Source organism: Deinococcus sp. HSC-46F16, from assembly GCF_024171495.1.
In the GTDB taxonomy this organism is placed as follows: Bacteria; Deinococcota; Deinococci; order Deinococcales; family Deinococcaceae; genus Deinococcus.
This window is the reverse complement of sequence record NZ_JALJZW010000004.1, coordinates 292,203-310,852: the sequence shown is the minus strand read 5'-3', so window position 1 is coordinate 310,852 and position 18,650 is coordinate 292,203. Positions and strand designations below refer to the sequence as shown.

Below are 18,650 nucleotides of genomic sequence, written 5' to 3'. Positions count from 1 at the left end.
TCGGCCATGCGACTCAGAACCGTGATGGCGGGGGGACTCCTGGCCGCGTCGGCGGTGGCCCTGGCCCACTACGCGCCTGCCCTTCCCGACAGCGCGATTGCCAAGCCCGCGCGGCAGTTCGGCCTGCCCTTCGCGGGGCCGCCGGGGCCGGACACCTGGCTGCTGGGGCAGGGGTACGGCAACACGACCGGGGCCTACCGCCAGCGCCGCAGCACTTACGGCAACCTCCAGGGGCTACATGCAGGGCTGGACTTCAGTGCTCCGTGCGGCACCCCGGTCCGGGCCATCGGAGATGGAGTGGTTGCGGAGGTGGACGGCCCGCACGGCAGTCCGCCGCACAACGTGGTGATCGACCACGCCGGGAATCTCAGCAGCCTGTATGGGCACCTGCGGGTGCGCTCCAGCGTGCGGGTCGGGCAGCAGGTGAAGCGCGGGCAGGTGATCGGGGAGAGCGGCGACTCGCAGTTCACCTGCGTGAGTGCGCCGCACCTGCACCTCGAACTGCGGGACCGCTCGCATCAGCGCTTCTTCAATCCGCTGCCCTACATCGCCGCCGACTGGGACTCGCTGGCGCTGGCGGGATCTTTTGGGCGGGGGTACGAGTACGACCTCGCCGCGCCGCGCAAATGGCAGACGCCGGAGTCGCAGCCGGAGGTGCGGCGGGGTGGAGCGATCCTCAACGAATTCGCCCGGCCGTGGCCGCCCGCGCCGGGAGGGGCACGGTGAAGAAGGCTGTGGCCTTGGCCCTCGCCCTGGGTGCGCCCGCGCTCGCGGCCACCCTCCCCTCCAAAGCGGTCCTGAGTGGCACCTGCTGCCCCGGCGCGGTGTGGACGCCGGACTCGCGGAACCTGATGGTTCTGGACGGCCCCCCGGCCCGCCCCACGACCGGCATCTATCAGGTGTCGGCGAACGGGGGAGAGGTCACCCGGCGCTTTTCCTCGGTGGCGTTCTTCTCGCCCCGGTTGCTCTGGGTCGTGCGGCCGGGGACGGGGGACACCACCACGCTGGAGCGGCTGGCCGACCGCCGCCGTTTTACCCTGCCCACGCGCGGGGCGGACGTGACGTGGACCCGCTCGGAGAACCGGCTGGCCTACACCCGCAGCGACACGACCGGCAATTTCGACCGCCGGGCCACCCGCGTGTTCGTGGCCGACGTGTTCGGCTCGCCCCGGCAGGTTGCCACCCTGTACGGTGGGGGCATCAGCGGCTGGCTGAACGAGACGACGCTGCTGCTCAGCGGCAAGAGTGCGGCGGCGGCGCGGGACCGCGACCTCTTCACGCTGGACACCCGCACCGGGGCGCGGCGCACGCTGGCCTCAGCGCTGTCGTTCCGGGGGGTCAGCCTCAGCCCGGACGGGGCGTGGGTGACGTACTCCGTGGCCTTCGACTCGGCGGCCCGCAACGGCCTGTGGGTGCGGCCCACGGCGGGCGGGGCGGCGCGGAAACTGAACGCCTTCGGCTCGTACCGCTGGCGCGACGCCCGCCGCCTGCTGCTGATCCCGCTGGACCCGAACGGCGGCCCGCACGTCCTGCGGGAGTACAACGTGGGGACCAATGCGTGGCGCACGCTGGGCGACCTCGGCGATCAGGTGCGGCAGGGGGACTGGTCGGTCAGCCCGGACGGAAAGAAGGTGGCCTACCTGAGTGCGCGGGACGGCAACGTGCGGGTGCTGACGCTGCCGTGAGGGCGGGCCGCTAGGTCAGGAACAGCCGGTACGCCGCGTTCGCCGTCATGTCCGTCGCCGGATACCCCACGCCCGCGAGAAAGGTGGCGAAGGGGGCCAGTTCGCCGTCCGGCACTTGCAGGCCCGCGAGCACCCGGCCGTGGGCGCTGCCGTGGTTGCGGTAGTGGAAGAGGCTGATGTTCCAGCGCCCGTGCAACTGGGTCAGGAATTCCAGCAGGGCGCCGGGGCGCTCGGGAAAGGTAAAGGAGTAGACCCGCTCGTGGGCGGCCTCGGGGGCGCGGCCGCCCACCATATGGCGGATATGCACCTTGGCGAGTTCGTCGCCCGTGAGGTCGGTGACCGGGTAGCCCTGCGCGGTGAGGGCCCCGATCAGCGCCGCCCGCTCGCCGGGGTGCGCGAGCTGCACCCCCACGAAGACGCGGGCCTCGGCGCGGGGGGCATAGCGGTAGTTGAACTCGGTGACGGCGCGGGGGCCGATCACCCCCATGAAGGCGCGGAAAGCGCCGGGCCGCTCGGGAATCGTCACCGCGAGGATGGCCTCGCGCTGCTCGCCGATCTCGGCCCGCTCGGCCACGTGGCGCAGGCGGTCGAAGTTCATGTTCGCCCCGCAGGTCAGGGCGACGAGCGTGTCTCCCGCCAGGCCGCGTTCGGCCACGTGCCGCTTCAGGCCCGCCACCGCGAGCGCCCCGGCAGGCTCCATCACGGCGCGGGTGTCGTCGTAGACGTCCTTGATGGCGGCGCAGACCTCGTCGGTGGTCACCTGCACCCAGTCGTCCACCAGCCGCCGGGCCAGCGCGAAGGGGTACTCGCCCACCTGCCGCACCGCCACCCCGTCCACGAAGAGGCCCACCTGATCGAGCCTGACCCGCCGCCCCGCCCGCACGCTGCGGGCCATCGCGTCGGAGTCGTCGGGTTCGACGCCCACCACCCGCACGTCCGGCCGCAGCACCTTCAGCACCGCCGCCACCCCCGCGATCAGCCCGCCGCCGCCCACCGGCACGAAGACGCTGGCCCCCGAGGGGTCATCGAGTTGCCGCAGCAGCTCCAGGGCGACCGTGGCCTGCCCCGCGATCACGTGCGGGTCGTCGTAGGGGTGGACCGGGGTCAGGCCGCGCTCGTGCCCGAGCGACGCCGCATACGCCTCGGCGTCGCTGAAGGAGTCGCCGCGCAGCAGCACCTCGGCGCCGCGTGCCTGGCAGGCCCGCACCTTGATCTCGGGGGTGGTCACCGGCATCACGATGACCGCCCGCACCCCGAGGTGCTGCGCGGCGTAGGCCACCCCCTGCGCGTGGTTGCCCGCCGAGGCGCAGATCACGCCGCGTGCCCGCTCGGCGGCGCTCAGGGCGCTCACCTTGTTGTAGGCCCCGCGCAGCTTGAACGAGAAGATGGGCTGCTGGTCCTCGCGCTTGAGCCACACCATGCTCCCCATGCGTGCGCTCAGCCGGGGCGCCGGGCTCAGCGGCGTCTGCACGGCTGCCCCGTAGACTCGGCCCGTCAGGGCGAGGCGCAGCACGTCGTGCTCAGTCAGGGTGGCGGGGCTGAATTCCGGCGTGGCAGTCATGGCACCTCCGGGAACGTGGGGAACTGGGGCGGCATGGACTGCGGGGCCGAAACGGGGCGCCCCCACCGCGGACGGGTGGGGACGGCGCGGCGGAAGCCGGGGGCGTTACGCTCCGCCGTCTCCCGGAATTCGTGCTTCCCACATGCCTCCAGGATAGAGAGGGACGGCCTCGGCGCAGGCGGGCCGGGGTAGACAGGACCCCGGGAGAGGGGGCGAAAGGGTCAGGATGCCCACGGCCGCTCCCTCACCCCCGTCACCCGCGCCGCGAGGTCATAGGCCACCGCCAGCCCCAGCGTGTCCGCGAGGGGACCGCCGAGGAGGAGGTGGACCCCTTCGCCCAGCGCCTCGTGGCGGGGTGGGGCGTCCACCCGGCCGTCCGGCAGGGCCACCCACGCGCCGGGCACGTCCGCGAGGCTGCGGCCGATCTCCAGCGCCCCGGTCGCCAGGGGGGGCAGGGCGTCCATCAGGCGGGTGAGGTCTTCCAGGGTCTCGCGGCGCACGCCCACCGGCACCCCGGTCAGCCGCCCGCCCTGCGGCACGTAGCCGGAGGGATCGCGGTGGTGCAGGGGCGGGACCACCGTGAAGCCGCCGTGCTGCGGGCGCAGGGTCAGGCCGCCCGCCCGCAGCGCCGGGGTCCAGTCGTCGCTGGGGGTGTTCAGGCGCGGAAACTGGCGGTAAGCCCGGCCGTGCGCCGTGTGAATCCCCAGGTCCTGCTCGGCGGCGGCTGGGCCATCCGCGCCCATCGCCACGATCACGACCCCGGCGCGGAGGTCATGCGTCTCGTGGGTGACGACCTCGTGGGTGTTCGTGACGGTCAGGCGGTCGAGGCGCACGCCGCCAGGCGTCAGGCATGCGTGCGTGTTCAGCAGCAGGTCGGCTCCCTCTCGCACCGCCGTCTGCCCGCAGGCCAGCGCCACCGCGCCGGGGCGATAGGTGGAGGCGTCCTCGTCCACCTCGGCCCAGGGGAGCGTATCCGGGTCGAGGAGGGGCGCGGCCTCCGGGAAGCGGGCGAGCATCGGCCGGGTGGGCACGCGGCCGGGGCCTTCCTCCGCGTGCAGGCGCAGGAGGGGGCGAGGTTTGGCGGTCGGGTCCCCGAACAGGTTGGCGTGGGTCCACTGGGCTTCCGCCTCCCGGCCCGGCGGCACGTCGAAGGCGGTCCACACCCCCGGCGCGAGGATGGTCGCCCCCTCCTCGTTGGGGAGGCCGCCGCGCTCGACGAGCAGCAGGCGCAGATGAGGGGCCAGCCGCCGCAGATACAGGGCGCAGGCCGTGCCCATCCGCCCGGCTCCCAGGACGACCACGTCGTACTCGTGCTCCCCGAAAGGTTGCCCCACGTGCGCCCACACCCGTCCCGCCTGCCCTGGCCCGCCTGTCATGGCCGCATGCTCTCACGTCCCTGTCAGTCGGGGCACAGGAGGGGGTGCGTATACTCGCGTCATTCATGCGCGTGCTGACCTTTCTCTTGGCGCTGGCGGCTCCCGGCGCGGCCGGGGCGCTGGACGTGCGGGTGCTGGTGGCGAGCGGCCCGCAGCTCACCGTGCGGCTGCCGCCCCCGCCGGGACCGGGGCTGACGGCACCCCTGGCGGCCCCCCCCGCTCCCGCCGCGCCCTCGGTGCCCTGGACGGTGGGCAACCGGGGCGGCAAGCTCACGCTGGGCGGGCAGGACGCGGGGAGCGACGTGCTGTACGTGCCGCCGTCGCCGGGCAGCCTGGTGGAGATCGCGGGCCAGACCTACCGGGGCGGCGTGCTGCTGCGGGCGGTGAGCGGCGGCGTGCAGGGCATCAACGTGGTGGACGTGGAGGACTACCTGCGCGGAGTGGTCCCCGCCGAAATGCCCGCGAGCTGGCCCGCCGCCGCGCTCGCCGCGCAGGCGGTGATCGCCCGCACCTACGTCTCGGCCCGCATCAACCCGGCGCTCCCCTACGACACCTGTGCCACCGAAAGCTGTCAGGTCTACCGGGGCGTCCCGGCGGAAAAGGTCGGAACGGACACGGCGATCCAGGCGACCGCCGGGCAGGTCCTCGCGTATGGGGACAAGCCCGCGCAGACGTATTTCTCCAGTGATTCGGGCGGACACACGGCGTCGAGCGAGGAGGTGTGGGGGCGCGGCATCCCCTACCTCGTCGCGCAGCCGGACCCGCACTCGGCGGACAGTCCCCGCGCCAAGTGGCGGGTGGAGGCCAGTGCCGCGAAGGTGCAGGCCGCCGCCGAACGCTTCCGGGTGCGGGTGGGCACCGTGCGCTCGGTGGGGGTGACGCTGACCTCCGCGTCGGGCCGGGTGCTGGAGGTCACGCTGACGGGCAGTTCGGGCACCGGGCGGCTGAGCGGCCTGCAAGCGGGCGACTTCGTGCGGGCGCTGGGAGCGCACAGCACCCGCGTCCGCCTCGGCGGGAGCGTGGGGCCGGGGCGGCCGCTGGTGCTGGAGGGGTCGGGGTCCGGGCACGGGGTGGGCCTCTCGCAGTACGGGGCGCTGGGGATGGCCCGAGCAAAGGCCGACCACCGCCGCATCCTGGGCTTCTACTACCCCGGCACCACGCTGGAACTGCTGGCGGATGCGCCCGGCGAACGGGGCCGCCCGGTGCTCGCGGCGGCGGGGGTGGGCCATGCCGAGTAAGACGATCGGGCGGCTCTTTCGCCGCTCCCTGAAACGCGGCCCCCTCCTCGCCGGGGCGCTCGCGGCGATGCTCGCGGTGGGGGAGGCGGCGGCCCGGACCGTCCGCATCGTGCAGGCGCAGTCGCTCGAACTGCGGCGCATCGACGAGCAGGAGATCGTGATTATCAGCGGCGGGCCGGAGGGCGGGCTGGTCGAGCTGCGGGTGGACGACGACGTGGTGCGGGCCGCCCGCGTGGAGTACAACCGCACCCGCCGCACGCTGACGCTGGTGGGGCAGGCGACCTACCGCACCGCCCGCGACGGGCAGGACCTGCGCGGCGAGAACCTCGTGGTGGACCTGGGGTCCGAGGAGCTGACGGGCGAGGACGTGCTCATCAGCGACGGGGACATCGAGATTCGCGGGCAGCAGGTCGAGCGCATTCCGGGTCAGTTGCGGGCCACCGGGGGCTACTTCACCCCCTGCGCGAAGTGCGGGCGCACGCCCAACGACTACGCCTTCCGCGCCGAGCGCCTGATCGTGTACCCCGGCGACCGCCTGATCGCCTACCGTGCCCAGTTCCTGATCGTGGACGTGCCGGTGCTGTACCTGCCGGTCGTGGTGCTGCCGCTGAACGAACCCGAGCGCCAGCCGCGCTTCGCGGTGGGCAGCGGCGACCCGGACGGCCTGACCGTGCTGGCCGACCTGCCCTTTTCCATCGGCACGAACACGCTGGGCACCACCCTGCTGCGCTACTACGAGAACCGCGAGCCCTCGATCGGCCTGGGGGTGGACCTGCGCTCGATGGCCCCGCTGCCCTACGTGGACCGGGTCGACCTCTACGCGCTGGCGAATCCCAAGCCCTTCGCGGCGGACGGCACCCGGCAGCCCGGCTACGACGTCGACCTCGACTTCTCGGTGCGGGGACGGGTGCCGCTCTCGCTGGCCGTGCGCGACCTCGACTACAGCCTGAACGTGCGGCGCCGGGACATCGGGCGCTCGCAAACGGACCCCGACCGGGACGTGACCACGGTGGACTTCCGGGCGGCGGTGGAATATCCGCTGTTCTCGGCCCAGCTCACCTACCTCGACCGCTTCGGGCCGGAGCCGAAGACGGCGCTGTATGCGCCGCTGCGCGAGCCCGAACTCGTGATTGACCCCAAGCCGTACTCGCGGGGCACTTTCTCGGTGGACACCCGCCTGACCGCCGGGCGCTACACCGCCGCGAGCAATCCGCTGTCGCGCTCGGCGACCGCGCAGGGCGTGAACATCACGACCACCCGGCTGGAGGAACAGCACGCGATCACCTACAGCGCCCAGCCGTGGACGAATGCCGACTTCTCGGTGTCGAACACCTTTACCGGGCGCTACTACGGCACCGGGGCGCGGACGGTGAACCTCGACATCTCCGGGCGGCTCACCCAGCGCTTCAACGCGACGAACACCCTGACCGCCCGCGCGAGCTACATCCGGGTGGAGGGGACCAGTCCTTTCGCCTTCGACGCACTGCCGGGCCAGCGCCTCAGCGCTCCCATCGGGCTGGACCTCTACACGGTCCCCGTCAGGGACACGACCTTCACGGTGGGCTACAGCCGTGACCTCTTCCTGCCCGAAGACCAGCAGCCCGCGACCGCCTTCGGGGTGACGGTGAACCGCAAGCCGGTCAACCTGAACTTCGGGTTGCGGCACAACTTCTCCACCGGGGAACTGGAGAGCACGTCCTTTACCCTCACCCTGAGCGACCCCACCGCCGATCAGGTCACGGTGGTGCCCGCCCGCCCCGCGCAGCCCGCGACCGAGACGGCGGCCGCCGTCCCCGCCCGGCCAGCGACGGTGACGCGCAGCAGCGAGTGGCCCGTGCCCGACCTGACCCTCACCGTGACCGGGGGCTACAACCGGGCGACCGGGTACCAGCCCTTCACGGTGAAGGCGACCGTGACCGGCGACATCCGCTCCAACTACTTCAGCGTGTCGGCCAGCCACGACATCGAGACGCCCCGTCTGCGGTCGCTGAGTGCCGAGTTTGCCGGGGCAACGCGGACGGACACGGTGATCAACCCAGTGTCCTTTTCCGGCAGCGAGACGTGGAATCTGATCGACAACCGCTTCTCGGGGCGCTACAGCGCGACGTGGCGGGGCGAGTACACTGCCGCGCACACCCACGAGCTTCAGGTGCAGGCCCCCGGCGACGAGCGGCCCAACGGGACGGCCTTTTTCAGCGTGGGGACGGCGGCGGGGCGGGCGACGAACTGGCAACTGACCTACGGCGGTCCCTTCGACGTGGAGCGCTGGGGCTACACCCGCCCCACGCTGACCGGGAGCGTGCGGGCCACCCGGCCGGGGCAGTCGCTGGCGCTGTCGGCCACCGTGAACACGCCGGGGTTGGAACAGCCGCGCACCGAACTCGCGCGGGCCGACCTGAACGCCGACTGGCAGTTCGGCACCCGCTTTGCCCTGTCGGGCCGCGCCGCTTACAGCCGCACCCGCACGGGCACCTTCCCCGAGGACATCGCCACCGACACCCTGATTCTGGACCCCGTGCGCGTGGGCATCGCCATCGGGGACGGGCCGCGCCCCGGCGCCTACGTGACGGCGGCGCTGCGGCAGACGTTCACCTGGGTGGATGGGGAGCGCCTGAATCCCGCGCCCCTCGCGCCCGTGATCGGGTTGACCATCGACCGCTGCTGCTGGGCCTTGCAGGCCGAGATCGACATGAGCCTGCGCCGCTACCGCCTGGGCGTCAGCCTGCCGGGCAGCTCCAGCTACCCCCTCTTCGACTACGGGGTGGGGGGACTGAATATTCCGCTGCTGCCGGGGACGCTGAATCCGGGGAACCGGTGAGAGCAGCAAGCCACCAGCTTCCAGCCCCCCGCCCACCGGAGGTCCCATCCGTGAAACGACTCGCCCTGCTGCCCCTGACCGCCCTGCTGCTCTCCGCCTGCACGGGGACGGTGGAAACCTTGCCCGCGCTGCGGCTCGCCGTGCTGGCGGATGCGGGCGCGACCCTGCGGACGGTCACGACGGGCGGGGGGGGAGGCACGCTTCCCTCCACCCCGGTGGTCGGCCCCAGCGTGACGGTCACGGACGGCGTGGCCGTGGATACCCTGCCCGGCGGCGGGGCACGGCTGCTGCTCACCCGACGGGGGGGGCTGGAGAGCCGCGACGCGAATCTAGGGGACGTGCGGCCCTTCGCCCCCGCCTTCGACGCGCCGGGCTTCGTGCCGCCCTGCTTTGTGACGACCGCGCTGAACGCCGGGCGCGACCGGATTCTGAGCCTCAGCCAGTGTGACACGGGGGGCGTGCTGAACGGCACCCAGCAGCTCGCCCTCTACCGCACCGACGGGACGCTGGTGTGGCGGGCCGCCGTGGGCGGGGCCGCCGTGGTGACGGGCACCGACGTGCCCCCGGTGCGGGTGGCGCTGGTGCGCCGGGCGGATGGGGTGGACGTGGGGGTGGTCGCCCGCCCCGCGCTGGGCGGCGGCAGCGAGGTGGTGCGGGTGGCCGTGACCACCCCCGGCGCCGACCGCGCCGAGGCCGACCTCCCGGTGCCCACGCCCGCCATCCGCGACCTCGCCCCGGCGCCGAACGGCACCACCGTCTACGCGGCGACCGACACCGGAGTGCAGCCGCTGGGCACGAACGGGGTGCCCGTCGCGGAGGACGCACTGGACGCCTTTGGGACAGGGCGGGTGGACCGCCTGTGGACCTCGGCGGGCAGCGGCGTGGCCGGGCGAAATCTGATCGCCGCGTGGCGTGACCCGCGCGTGAGTGGCCTGGGCACCGAGCCGCTGCGGTTGTGGGACGCCTCGGGCACGCGGAACGAGGCCCTGACCGTGAACGCCTTCGCCGACCTGCGCGACGTGACCTTCGCCCCCGACGGCTTCCTGTACGCCCTGAGCTCGACCACCCTCAGCGGGTACGACACCGTGATCGGCCTGGGGTCGGGCAACACCGGGGGCACGGTAAACTGGCGCCCGGTGACCCTGCTGAGCGGCCTGAACGACGCGCGGGGGGTGACGTGGCTGGTCCCGTGAGGGTGGCCCGCCGTCCGCTCTCAGCGAGGAAAACTGTTTGCGGACGGTGGACCGCCAAGCGCTGAAGGCTCTGCCAGCGCCAGCGCCGCCGCCCCCACCACCCCCCGCAGCCCCACCAGCGGCACCCCGCCGCGCACCAGCAACGTGACCACCGTGCCGGACGCGGGCACGAGGGCGAGCGCCGTGCGGGTGCCCCGCGCCACCCCGTCGTGCCACCATACGCCCCCGCGCCGGAACCAGCCGGGGGCCACGCCGTCCAGATGGGGGGGGAGGGCAGGGGGCCGCAGAACTTCGCGCCAGTCCTGGCCCAGCCTGCCCTCCAGATGCGCCGTCCCGAAGGTCAGCAGGTCCCCCGCCGTTCCGAACAGCCCGCCCGCGCCCGCCAGCGGCCCGAACCCCGTGACCCCTTCGCCCAACAGCGTGGCGGTGGGAGCGACCAGCCCGCGTGCCGGGGGGGTGAGGCCCACGCCCGGCAGCCCCAGCGGTCCGGTCACGTATCGGGCCAGCGCCCGCCCGTAGCCCGCCGCACTCACGTCCTCGCCCGCCGCGTGCGCCAGGGCCAGCGCGAGCACCCCCGCCCCCAGGTTCGAGTACCCGAACCGTCCCGCCCCCCTCCGACTCGCCCAGCGCCGGGCGCTCGCCAGGGCGGCCGGGGCGTCCATGCTGCCGTAGGGGTCCTGAAAGCGGGTGAAGGTGGTCACGGCCACCCGCGCGGGGTGGGCGGGCAGGCCCGCCGTGTGGGTGGCGAGGGCACGGGCGGTCACGAAGTCGGGAAAGGACCGGAAGGGACCACCCAGCCGCGAGAGGGGTGCGTCCCAGCCCAGCCGACCCTCCCGCACCAGCGCTCCGGCCAGCGCCGCCGTGAAGGGCTTGGTCACGCTTGCCAGCTCGAATACGCCGTCCCTGGGAACGTCGCCTCCCCCGACCACCGCCGACTGGCCGTCCCGCGCCGCGCCCACCACCCCGCCCCGGCGCAGGGCGGCCCGCAGCAGGGGCAGCGCCGGGCGCAGGTCGCGCTCCAGCACGGCCTCCAACTCGCGCCGGGCCGTCTGGAGGGGGTCGCGGCGAAACATGGGCTCAGCCTAGCGCCCCACCCTTCCTGGCTGGGCCTTGCTACGCTCAGGCATGTCCCTGCCCCGCGCCGCCAAGAAGCCCCTCACCCACGACCTCCACGGCGAATCCCGCCCCGACGACTACCACTGGCTGAGGACCCAGGGCAAGGCCGACCCGGAAGTGCTGGGCTACCTGGAAGCTGAAAACGTCCACCTGGACGCAGTCATGGCGCCCCTGCGGGAGACGCAGCAGCTCATCTATGGGGAACTCCTCTCCCACGTGCAGGAGGAAGACGACCAGCCCCCCGTGCCCGAGGGCGACTGGGAGTACTACACCCGCACCGAGGAGGGCAAGGCGCACCCCCTCTTCCTGCGGCGCCCACGTGCTGGGGGAGAGGCGCAGCTTCTGCTGGACCTCAACGCGCTGAAGGAGCGCGAGGGCCACGCCAACGTCTGGGTGTACGTGACCCGCCCCAGCCCGGACGGACGTCACTGGGCCTACCTGCTGGACACGACCGGGCAGGAGCTGTGGGAACTGCGCGTGCTGGACACGGCGACGGGCGAACTCGCCGAGCCGCCCCTGACCGGCGTGAGCGGCTGGACCCTGGACTGGAGCGCGGACGGCCGTACCCTCTTCTACGCCACCGAGGACGCCACCCAGCGCCCGGCCCGCATTCACTGGCACACCCTGGGCCAGCCCCAGACCGCCGACGAGGAGTTGTGGCACGAGACCGACCCCACCTTCCGCGCCTGGGCGCGTGTGGCCGAGAACGGCGAGACGCTGCTGCTGGGCAGTTCCGCGAACATGGCCGACGAGGTGGCGGTGCTTGACACCCGCGACCCCACCGCCCGGCCCCAGGTTCTGCTGCCCCGCGAACGCGGCGTGGAGGTCAGCCTGACCGACGGCGGCGACCACTGGCTCGCGCTGACGAACCAGGGCGGCGCGTCTGAGTTCCGGCTGGTGCGCCTGCCCAAGGGGGAAGGGGTGACCTGGGCCGACGCGCAGGACGTGCTGCCCCACGACCCCCAGCGCTACCTCACCGGCATGCACCTGTTCGCCGGGCGCCTGCTCGTCTCCGGGCGCGAGGGGGGCTTCACCCGCCTGTGGGTGCTGCCGCGCACCGGGGAGGGCTACGGCGAGGCCCGCCGCGTCGAGTTTCCCGAGGCGAGCTACACTGTCCGCATCGGCGCCAACCGCATTTTTGAGGCCACGACGGCCCGCATCCTCTACACGAGCCTGACCCGCCCCACCGAGCACCTCGACCTCGATCTGAACACGCTGGAAACCACGCTGGTGAAAGCCACGCCCGTGCCGAACTACGACCCGGCCGAGTATGTGGCCGAGCAGGTCTGGGTGGATGCCCCGGATGGCGAGCGGGTGCCCGTCAGCCTGGTGCGCCGCCGCGACACGGCCCTACCCGCGCCCACGCTGCTGTACGGGTACGGCTCCTACGGGGCGTCCATGGACCCGGCCTTCAGCCTGGGGCGGCTCCCGCTGCTCGACCGGGGCTGGGTGTGGGCGGTCGCGCACATCCGGGGCGGTTCGGAACTGGGGCGGCGCTGGTACGACGCCGGACGCCTCGCCCACAAGATGAATACCTTCACCGACTTCATCGCGGCGGGCGAGGGCCTGCGGGCGGCGGGGATCGCGGGCGACCTCGTGGCGATGGGCCGCAGCGCGGGCGGCCTGCTGATGGGCGCCGTGGTCAACCTGCGGCCCGACCTGTGGAAGGCCGCGTTCGTCGGGGTGCCCTTCGTGGACGTGCTCTCCACCATGCTCGACGACTCCATTCCCCTCACCACGGGCGAATACGACGAGTGGGGCAACCCGAATGAGCCGGACGCCTACGCCACCATGCGCGAGTACAGCCCTTACGACAACCTGAAGCCTGCCGCCTACCCCCACCTCTTCGTCTCGACGGGCCTGAACGACCCCCGCGTCGCCTACTGGGAACCCGCGAAGTACGTGGCCCGCCTGCGCGACCTGCGCCAGCCCGGCAGCGGCGTGCTGGTGCTCAAGACCAACCTGGGCGCCGGGCACGGCGGCTCCAGCAGCCGTTACGACGCGCTCAACGAAATGGCCGAGGAATTCGCCTTCGCGCTCGCGGCGGTGGGGGGCACCCTGGACGCCGGGAAGGGCGGGCAATAAAAAAGCCGCCACTTCGGGCGGTGATGGACAGAAGATAGCGCGGAATGCACCGGGGGTCAAGGTATGCGAGTCGAATTTCGCCAACCTCCGCAAATGGCTTCTCTGGCGGATGACTGAGGACCAGCAACTGCGCTCCGGTCCGGTGGACGCGGCGGCGTGGCTCGCCTTCGATCCACGTACTGCGGGAGGCTGTGGCGCGGGAAGACTGGCCGGGCCGCTCGCGGGTGGGGGAGGACGGAGCGACGGCGGTCTGGCTGCTCGCGCCACATTCGCCCGACTTGGCCTTTCAAAAGGAGGTGCTGGCGCTGTGGCGCTCCCAGCCCCCCGGCGAGGTGGACCCCGCCCACGCCGCTTCCCTGTACGACCGCATCTGCATCCGTGAGGGCAGGCCGCAGCGCTACGGGACCTAAGTGGGGCCGGACGGTCAGCCCTTCCCGCTGGAACCGGGTGACGTGGACGCGCGGGGGGCCGGGGTGGGACTGGGGCCGCTGGAGGACTATGTGGGGACTTTGCGGACGGCCCCCCCCCGTAATGGGCCGCCGGGGGAGGGAATTCAGGACAGCGAGTGGCCTTAAAGTGAGGCCACCGTCACAATGCCAGCGGGCCACCCGCCGGGACAGGTGCGGGCGTGGCCCGCAGGTGCGGCCACGGAAAGGAAGGGACCCATGACCACGCTGCGGCTGACCCTCGCCCTCACCCTTGGCCTGACCCTTGTGACTCTCGCTCCGGCGCAGCAGGGACCGGCGCCCTCCTCCACCCTCCTGCGTCTGCCCGTGACGCCGGGGGCCATTCGGGTCACCGACGCCGCCGCCACCCGCGAGTTCGGGAGCTATCTGAGTGGGCTGGCGCGGGAAGAAGGAAGCACCTGTCAGGCGAGCGAATACCTCGTCTGGAACGATCCAGAGCTCGCGGACCGGATCGTGGACGATCTGGGCACACAGTTCGGCAAGCGGGGCCTCGTGTTCGAGACGCTGGACGAGGTCGAGGAGGACGGCACCACCGCCCTTTCCTTTCGCCTGACCGAGAAGGCGAACCGTTACGTGGGCCTGCTCTACCTCGACGACGAGAGCGTGGTGCTGGGCTGGTGCCAACTGCGGGCCGCCCAGGCGCAGGCGGCCCCCGCTGCCCGTCCGGCCTCGCCCACCCCCGCCGCCGCTGCCGGGGTGACGCCCCGGCCCGGCACCTACACGGGCGACCTGACCGGGGACTTCAAGGGCACCAGCATCAGCTTTCAGGTGGCGGCCGACGGGCGCACGATCACCAACGTCCGCATGACGGGCTACTGGCGTTGCCGCGACTCGCTGAGCAGCAGCGGCGCCAAGCTCAACGCCCGGTTGATCGGTGAACTGGGCGAGATGCCCGGCAACGTGCCCGTGCAGGCGGGCGCCTTCAACCGCCGCGCCACCGCCCCCTACCTCGCCTGGGAGTTCGCTGGGCGATTCGTGTCGGCCACCCAGGCGCAGGGCACCTTTCTGGTGGAGGCCGACGACTGCACCTCCTACAAGCTGAGTTTCACGGCCACGCGGCGCTGACTCACGCCCAGGTCAGCCCGACGTGGGCTTCCACCGTGCCCACTCCGCGCCCGGCCCAGTTGCTCAGCGTGGCGGGGGCGAGCGTCCGCATCTCTGGGGTGACGGACACGCCCAGCGCCTCCAGCACCGCGAGGGCGACGTGGGGCCGCGCCCGCTCGCCGCCGTCCGCGACCTTGAAGGCCACGCCCAGCGGGCCGCGCGGAGTCTCCCGCAGCGCCATCCCGTAGAACGCCTCCGCGCCCATCTTCGCGGCGAGGCCGGGCACCAGGGGCATCAGCGTCGTATCGAGCCGTCCGGGTCCGGCGATCAGGAAGGGCCAGGCGGTCATGGCGGCGAAGATGCGTTCCAGCGCCGGGGTCAGTTCTCCCTGCGGCGCCGCGAGCCGGGCGAACATCCGCGCGGTGGCGTCCAGCGGCAGCGCGAAGGCCGGGACGCTGCACCCGTCGGTCCCCGCCTGCACGGCCTCCAACGCCACTCCGCCCAGTTCGGCGTGCAGTTCCCGAATCCGCACCTGAAGCGGGTGCCCGTGCTCCGCATACCCCTCGCGCGGCCAGCCGTGCCGGACGCACGCCAGCAGCATCCCCGCGTGTTTGCCCGAGCAGTTGTGGTGCAGCGGGGTGGGCTTCTCGTTCCGGCGAATCAGGTCGGCCGCCGCGCCCGGATCGAAGGGCGGGTGCGTGCCGCAGCGCAGGTCGGCCACCGTGCTGCCCGACCGCGCCAGCAGCCGCTCCACGACCGCCAGATGCTCCGGGGTTCCGGTGTGGCTGGCACACGCGATCGCCAGCTCGTCGTCTGGCAACTCCGGCACCGCGAGCGCGAGGGGCAGCGCCTGCACCGGCTTGGAACTCGACCGGGGAAAGGTCACCAACCCCGCAGCCCCGCACGCCGCAACCACCTCACCTGCCCCGTCCACCACCGCGACGTGAACCGTGTGGATGCTCTCGTCAACGCCCCCACGCGTGAAGACGACCTGCCCGGCCTGCGCTGCTGTCATGGCGCCCAGGCTAGCGCGGCTTGACTTCCCGCCCTGCGCCCCGTACTCTTCTTTCCGCTGGTCCGGTAGTGTAGCGGTTAGCATAACTGCCTGTCACGCAGTAGGTCGCGGGTTCAAATCCCGTCCGGACCGCCAGAAGAAGGGGGGAGCGAGGTGCCATTAGGGGCCTCGCTCCCCTCCTTGTTGAGCGGCCAGCACCCGGGGGTCAGCCGCCACCCGGGACGCCTATGGCCGGAAGCTGGCGGCTGACCGCTGACCGCGTCTCCAATTGCCGTCTGGACCCCTACCCCTCCGGGCATTTCGCCGTATCATGCGCCCCGGTTTCGCACGGCGTCCGTTGAGCCCGCAGTCCGGACTCCGAACCCCGCGCACGGCGAGCCTACCTTACCCACGGAGGACGCCTGACTTGACTGCTGCCAATCCTTTTTCCACCGCCGACGCCGCCGAGCTGTACCAGGTTCCCAACTGGAGCGGCGGCTGGTTTCGCGTCTCCGACCGGGGCCAGATGGAAGTGACCCCCTCGCCGGGCCTGCACGCGCCCCTCCGCGCCATCGTGGACGAGATCGTCGAGCGCGGCGAGAGCCTGCCGGTCATCCTGCGCTTTCCGCAGGTCGTCGCCGGGCGCGTGCGGCACCTCAACGAGGCGTTCCGCAAGGCGATCACCGAGTACGGCTACGAGGGCCACTACCAGGGCGTCTTTCCCATCAAGGTGAACCAGCGCCGCATGGTCGTCGAGTCGGTGGCCGCCGCAGGCTACGAGTACGCGCATGGCCTGGAGGCCGGAAGTAAGGCCGAACTCGCCCTGTGCCTCGCCCAGCGCCTGCACCCTGACGCGCTGCTGTGCTGCAACGGCTTCAAGGACGACGGCTTCATCAAGCTCGCGCTGTGGGGCCGGACTCTGGGCAAGAACGTGGTCATCACGCTGGAAAAGTTCTCCGAGCTGGAGCGGGTGCTCAAGCAGGCCAAGGCGCTGGGCGTCAAGCCCGCCATCGGGGTGCGCTTCAAGCTGCACGCGCGGGGTTCGGGGCAGTGGGAGGAGTCGGGCGGCGACCAGGCCAAGTTCGGCCTGAACGCCTACGAGCTGCTGCGGGTGGTCGAGCGGCTGCGCGAGGAGGACATGCTCGATTCTCTCGTGATGCTGCACACCCACATCGGCAGTCAGATCACCGACATCCGGCGGGTCAAGGTCGCCGTGCGCGAGGCCACCCAGACCTACGCGGGCCTGATCGCCGCCGGGGCACAGCTCAAGTACCTCAACGTGGGCGGCGGCCTGGGCGTGGACTACGACGGCTCCAAGACGACCTTCTACGCCTCCATGAACTACACCGTGGGCGAGTACGCCGCCGACGTGGTGTACACCGTGCAGGAGGTCTGCAAGGCCCGCGAGGTGCCCGAACCCACCATCATCTCGGAGTCGGGCCGGGCCTTGACCGCCCACCACGCGGTCCTGGTGATGCCCGTCGTGGACGTGACTGGCCCCACCCGCGACCTGGAAGAACTCGCCGCCCCCAATGAGGACAGCCACCAGATCATCAAGGACCTCGAGGAGATTCTGGTGAACATCTCGGCTCGCAACTACCGCGAGATGTACAACGACGCGGTGGGCGACAAGCAGACGCTGCACAACCTCTTCGACCTCGGCTACGTGACGCTCGACGACCGGGCACGCGGCGAAGCCCTCTTCAACGCGATCCTCCGCAAGATCGCCAAGCTCATTCAGGGCGAGAAGTACGTCCCCGACGAGCTGGAAGACCTCCAGAAGGTGCTGGCCGACAAGTACATCTGCAACTTCTCGCTGTTCCAGAGCCTGCCGGATAACTGGGCGATTCAGGCACTGTTCCCCATCGTGCCGCTGGACCGGCTGAATGAACGTCCTACCCGGCAGGGCACCCTGGTGGACATCACCTGCGACTCGGACGGCAAGATCGAGAAGTTTATCGACCTGCGCGATGTGAAGGCCACCCTGCCCCTGCACGAACCCGGCGGGCGGCCCTACTACCTCGGTGTGTTCCTGATGGGCGCGTATCAGGACGTGCTGGGGAGTGCCCACAACCTTTTCGGCAAGGTCAGCGAGGCGCACGTGACGGTGCGGCCCGGCGGCAAGTACCACATCGACCTCTTTGTGCGCGGGCAGAAGGCGCGGCGCATGATCGAGTCGATGGGCTACGAGGAAGTCATGCTGCGCGACTCCATCGAGGATCAGGCCGACGCGGCCCTCAAGGTGGGCACCCTGCCCCCCGGCCAGGAACAGGAGCTGCTGGAGGACTACGGCGAGGAGCTGCTGGGCTACACGTATCTGGAGTACGAGGAGGGCTGAGCGCGGTGGAGGTCCCCGGCCTCTCGCTGCCCGATCTGCCCGGCGCCGCCCGACTCACGCTTCCCCCACGAGAAGACACACCGGGGGACGTGACGCTGGGCGGCTACCTGTGGCGCCAGCCCCGACCGGCCCCCGCCGCCCTGCTGCTGCACGGCTGGGGGCAGGACGCGTCCGACATGGCAACCCCAGCCCGGCTGCTCCACGCGGCAGGCTGGCACGGGGTCAGCCTCTCGCTGCGCGGTTGGCGCGGGTCGGGCGGGTGCGACGACTACGGGCGCAGCGGGCCGGGCGACCTCGGGCGGGCGCTGGCGTGGCTAGAGGCTCAGCCGTGGGTGACCCAGACGGCCGTGGTGGGCCTCTCGCTGGGGGGCCTCGTCGCGCTGTTGGCGGCGGCGCAGGGCCACCGGGCGGGGCGCACCGTGGCCGTCAATCCGCCCGCCGACCTGCGTGGGGTGTACGCGGGCACGACTTCGGGCATCCTGCGTCGCTATTACGACGCGGTGCTGACCCCGGCGCAGTGGGTGGACGGCTCGCCCCTCACGCACGCGGAGCGTATCGGCGGGCCGACCTGGGTGGTGATCGGCCCCGAGGACCGCATCTGCCCGCCGGAGCTGGGGCGCACGCTGGCGGCGCGGGCGGGGGCGCGGCTGCTGGAGGTGCCGGGCCTGGCCCACGTGCCGGACGGGGAGCAGTGGGCGCGGGTGGTGGGGGAGACGCTCGGGCCGTCCTGACCCC

Annotated in this window: 14 protein-coding genes and 1 tRNA gene; 11 read left to right on the top strand and 4 right to left on the bottom strand. The window is 72.2% G+C overall.

The features are described from left to right. Positions 1-6: 6 nt before the first annotated feature. The gene (locus tag L1280_RS10785; protein ID WP_253582272.1) at positions 7-726 is read left to right on the top strand and encodes a M23 family metallopeptidase; all 720 of its coding nucleotides are present in this window, start codon (positions 7-9) and stop codon (positions 724-726) included. Next, positions 723-1,685 (top strand): hypothetical protein, encoded by a 963-nt coding sequence (locus tag L1280_RS10780; RefSeq protein ID WP_253582271.1) that lies wholly within the window; start codon positions 723-725, stop codon positions 1,683-1,685. The genes L1280_RS10785 and L1280_RS10780 overlap by 4 nt, the downstream gene beginning before the upstream one ends. A 10-nt stretch (positions 1,686-1,695) precedes the next feature. Here the strand turns inward: L1280_RS10780 and ilvA are convergent, their stop codons facing one another. Both ilvA and L1280_RS10770 read right to left on the bottom strand, forming a co-directional pair. After that, positions 1,696-3,246, bottom strand: coding sequence for a threonine ammonia-lyase, biosynthetic (gene ilvA, locus L1280_RS10775; protein ID WP_253582270.1), 1,551 nt, complete (start codon positions 3,244-3,246; stop codon positions 1,696-1,698). 221 nt (positions 3,247-3,467) lie between these two features. Beyond that, positions 3,468-4,622: an FAD-dependent oxidoreductase gene (locus L1280_RS10770; RefSeq protein WP_253582269.1), complete on the bottom strand. Its 1,155-nt coding sequence runs from the start codon at positions 4,620-4,622 to the stop codon at positions 3,468-3,470. A 65-nt stretch (positions 4,623-4,687) separates the two neighbouring features. On the opposite strand from L1280_RS10770, the gene L1280_RS10765 reads away from it, so the two are divergent. Genes L1280_RS10765 through L1280_RS10755 form a run of 3 tightly spaced genes read left to right on the top strand, consistent with a single transcriptional unit; the run spans position 4,688 to position 9,871 of the window. Further along, positions 4,688-5,860 (top strand): SpoIID/LytB domain-containing protein, encoded by a 1,173-nt coding sequence (locus tag L1280_RS10765; RefSeq protein WP_253582268.1) that lies wholly within the window; start codon positions 4,688-4,690, stop codon positions 5,858-5,860. Beyond that, complete coding sequence (locus L1280_RS10760) at positions 5,850-8,678, top strand: hypothetical protein (RefSeq protein ID WP_253582267.1); 2,829 nt, start codon at positions 5,850-5,852, stop codon at positions 8,676-8,678. The genes L1280_RS10765 and L1280_RS10760 overlap by 11 nt, the downstream gene beginning before the upstream one ends. 50 nt (positions 8,679-8,728) lie before the next feature. Then, positions 8,729-9,871, top strand: a complete 1,143-nt coding sequence (locus tag L1280_RS10755; RefSeq protein ID WP_253582266.1) for a hypothetical protein — start codon at positions 8,729-8,731, stop codon at positions 9,869-9,871. Between the two features lie 20 nt (positions 9,872-9,891). Here L1280_RS10755 and L1280_RS10750 read toward each other — a convergent pair whose 3' ends face one another. Further along, positions 9,892-10,944: a serine hydrolase gene (locus L1280_RS10750; RefSeq protein ID WP_253582265.1), complete on the bottom strand. Its 1,053-nt coding sequence runs from the start codon at positions 10,942-10,944 to the stop codon at positions 9,892-9,894. A 52-nt stretch (positions 10,945-10,996) separates the two neighbouring features. On the opposite strand from L1280_RS10750, the gene L1280_RS10745 reads away from it, so the two are divergent. The 3 genes from L1280_RS10745 to L1280_RS10735 all read left to right on the top strand — a co-directional run bounded on the left by L1280_RS10745 (position 10,997) and on the right by L1280_RS10735 (position 14,604). Further along, positions 10,997-13,072: a S9 family peptidase gene (locus L1280_RS10745; RefSeq protein WP_253582264.1), complete on the top strand. Its 2,076-nt coding sequence runs from the start codon at positions 10,997-10,999 to the stop codon at positions 13,070-13,072. 113 nt (positions 13,073-13,185) lie between these two features. Beyond that, complete coding sequence (locus tag L1280_RS10740; protein WP_371922910.1) at positions 13,186-13,482, top strand: DUF6624 domain-containing protein; 297 nt, start codon at positions 13,186-13,188, stop codon at positions 13,480-13,482. 255 nt (positions 13,483-13,737) lie between these two features. Then, entirely contained in the window at positions 13,738-14,604 is an 867-nt protein-coding gene (locus tag L1280_RS10735; RefSeq protein WP_253582262.1) for a hypothetical protein, read from the top strand. A 1-nt stretch (position 14,605) separates the two neighbouring features. Here L1280_RS10735 and L1280_RS10730 read toward each other — a convergent pair whose 3' ends face one another. Beyond that, positions 14,606-15,598 carry an asparaginase gene (locus tag L1280_RS10730; RefSeq protein ID WP_253582261.1) on the bottom strand — a complete coding sequence of 331 codons (993 nt, stop codon included), beginning with the start codon at positions 15,596-15,598 and terminating at the stop codon, positions 14,606-14,608. A gap of 59 nt (positions 15,599-15,657) precedes the next feature. Here L1280_RS10730 and L1280_RS10725 point away from each other — a divergent pair. The 3 genes from L1280_RS10725 to L1280_RS10715 all read left to right on the top strand — a co-directional run bounded on the left by L1280_RS10725 (position 15,658) and on the right by L1280_RS10715 (position 18,646). Further along, positions 15,658-15,733 (top strand) — tRNA-Asp (locus L1280_RS10725). Positions 15,734-16,004: 271 nt separating this feature from the next. Continuing rightward, on the top strand, positions 16,005-17,915 hold the full coding sequence (gene speA / locus L1280_RS10720; RefSeq protein ID WP_253582260.1) for a biosynthetic arginine decarboxylase: 1,911 nt from the start codon (positions 16,005-16,007) through the stop codon (positions 17,913-17,915). 5 nt (positions 17,916-17,920) lie between these two features. Beyond that, positions 17,921-18,646 carry a CocE/NonD family hydrolase gene (locus L1280_RS10715; protein ID WP_253582259.1) on the top strand — a complete coding sequence of 242 codons (726 nt, stop codon included), beginning with the start codon at positions 17,921-17,923 and terminating at the stop codon, positions 18,644-18,646. Positions 18,647-18,650: the final 4 nt, after the last annotated feature.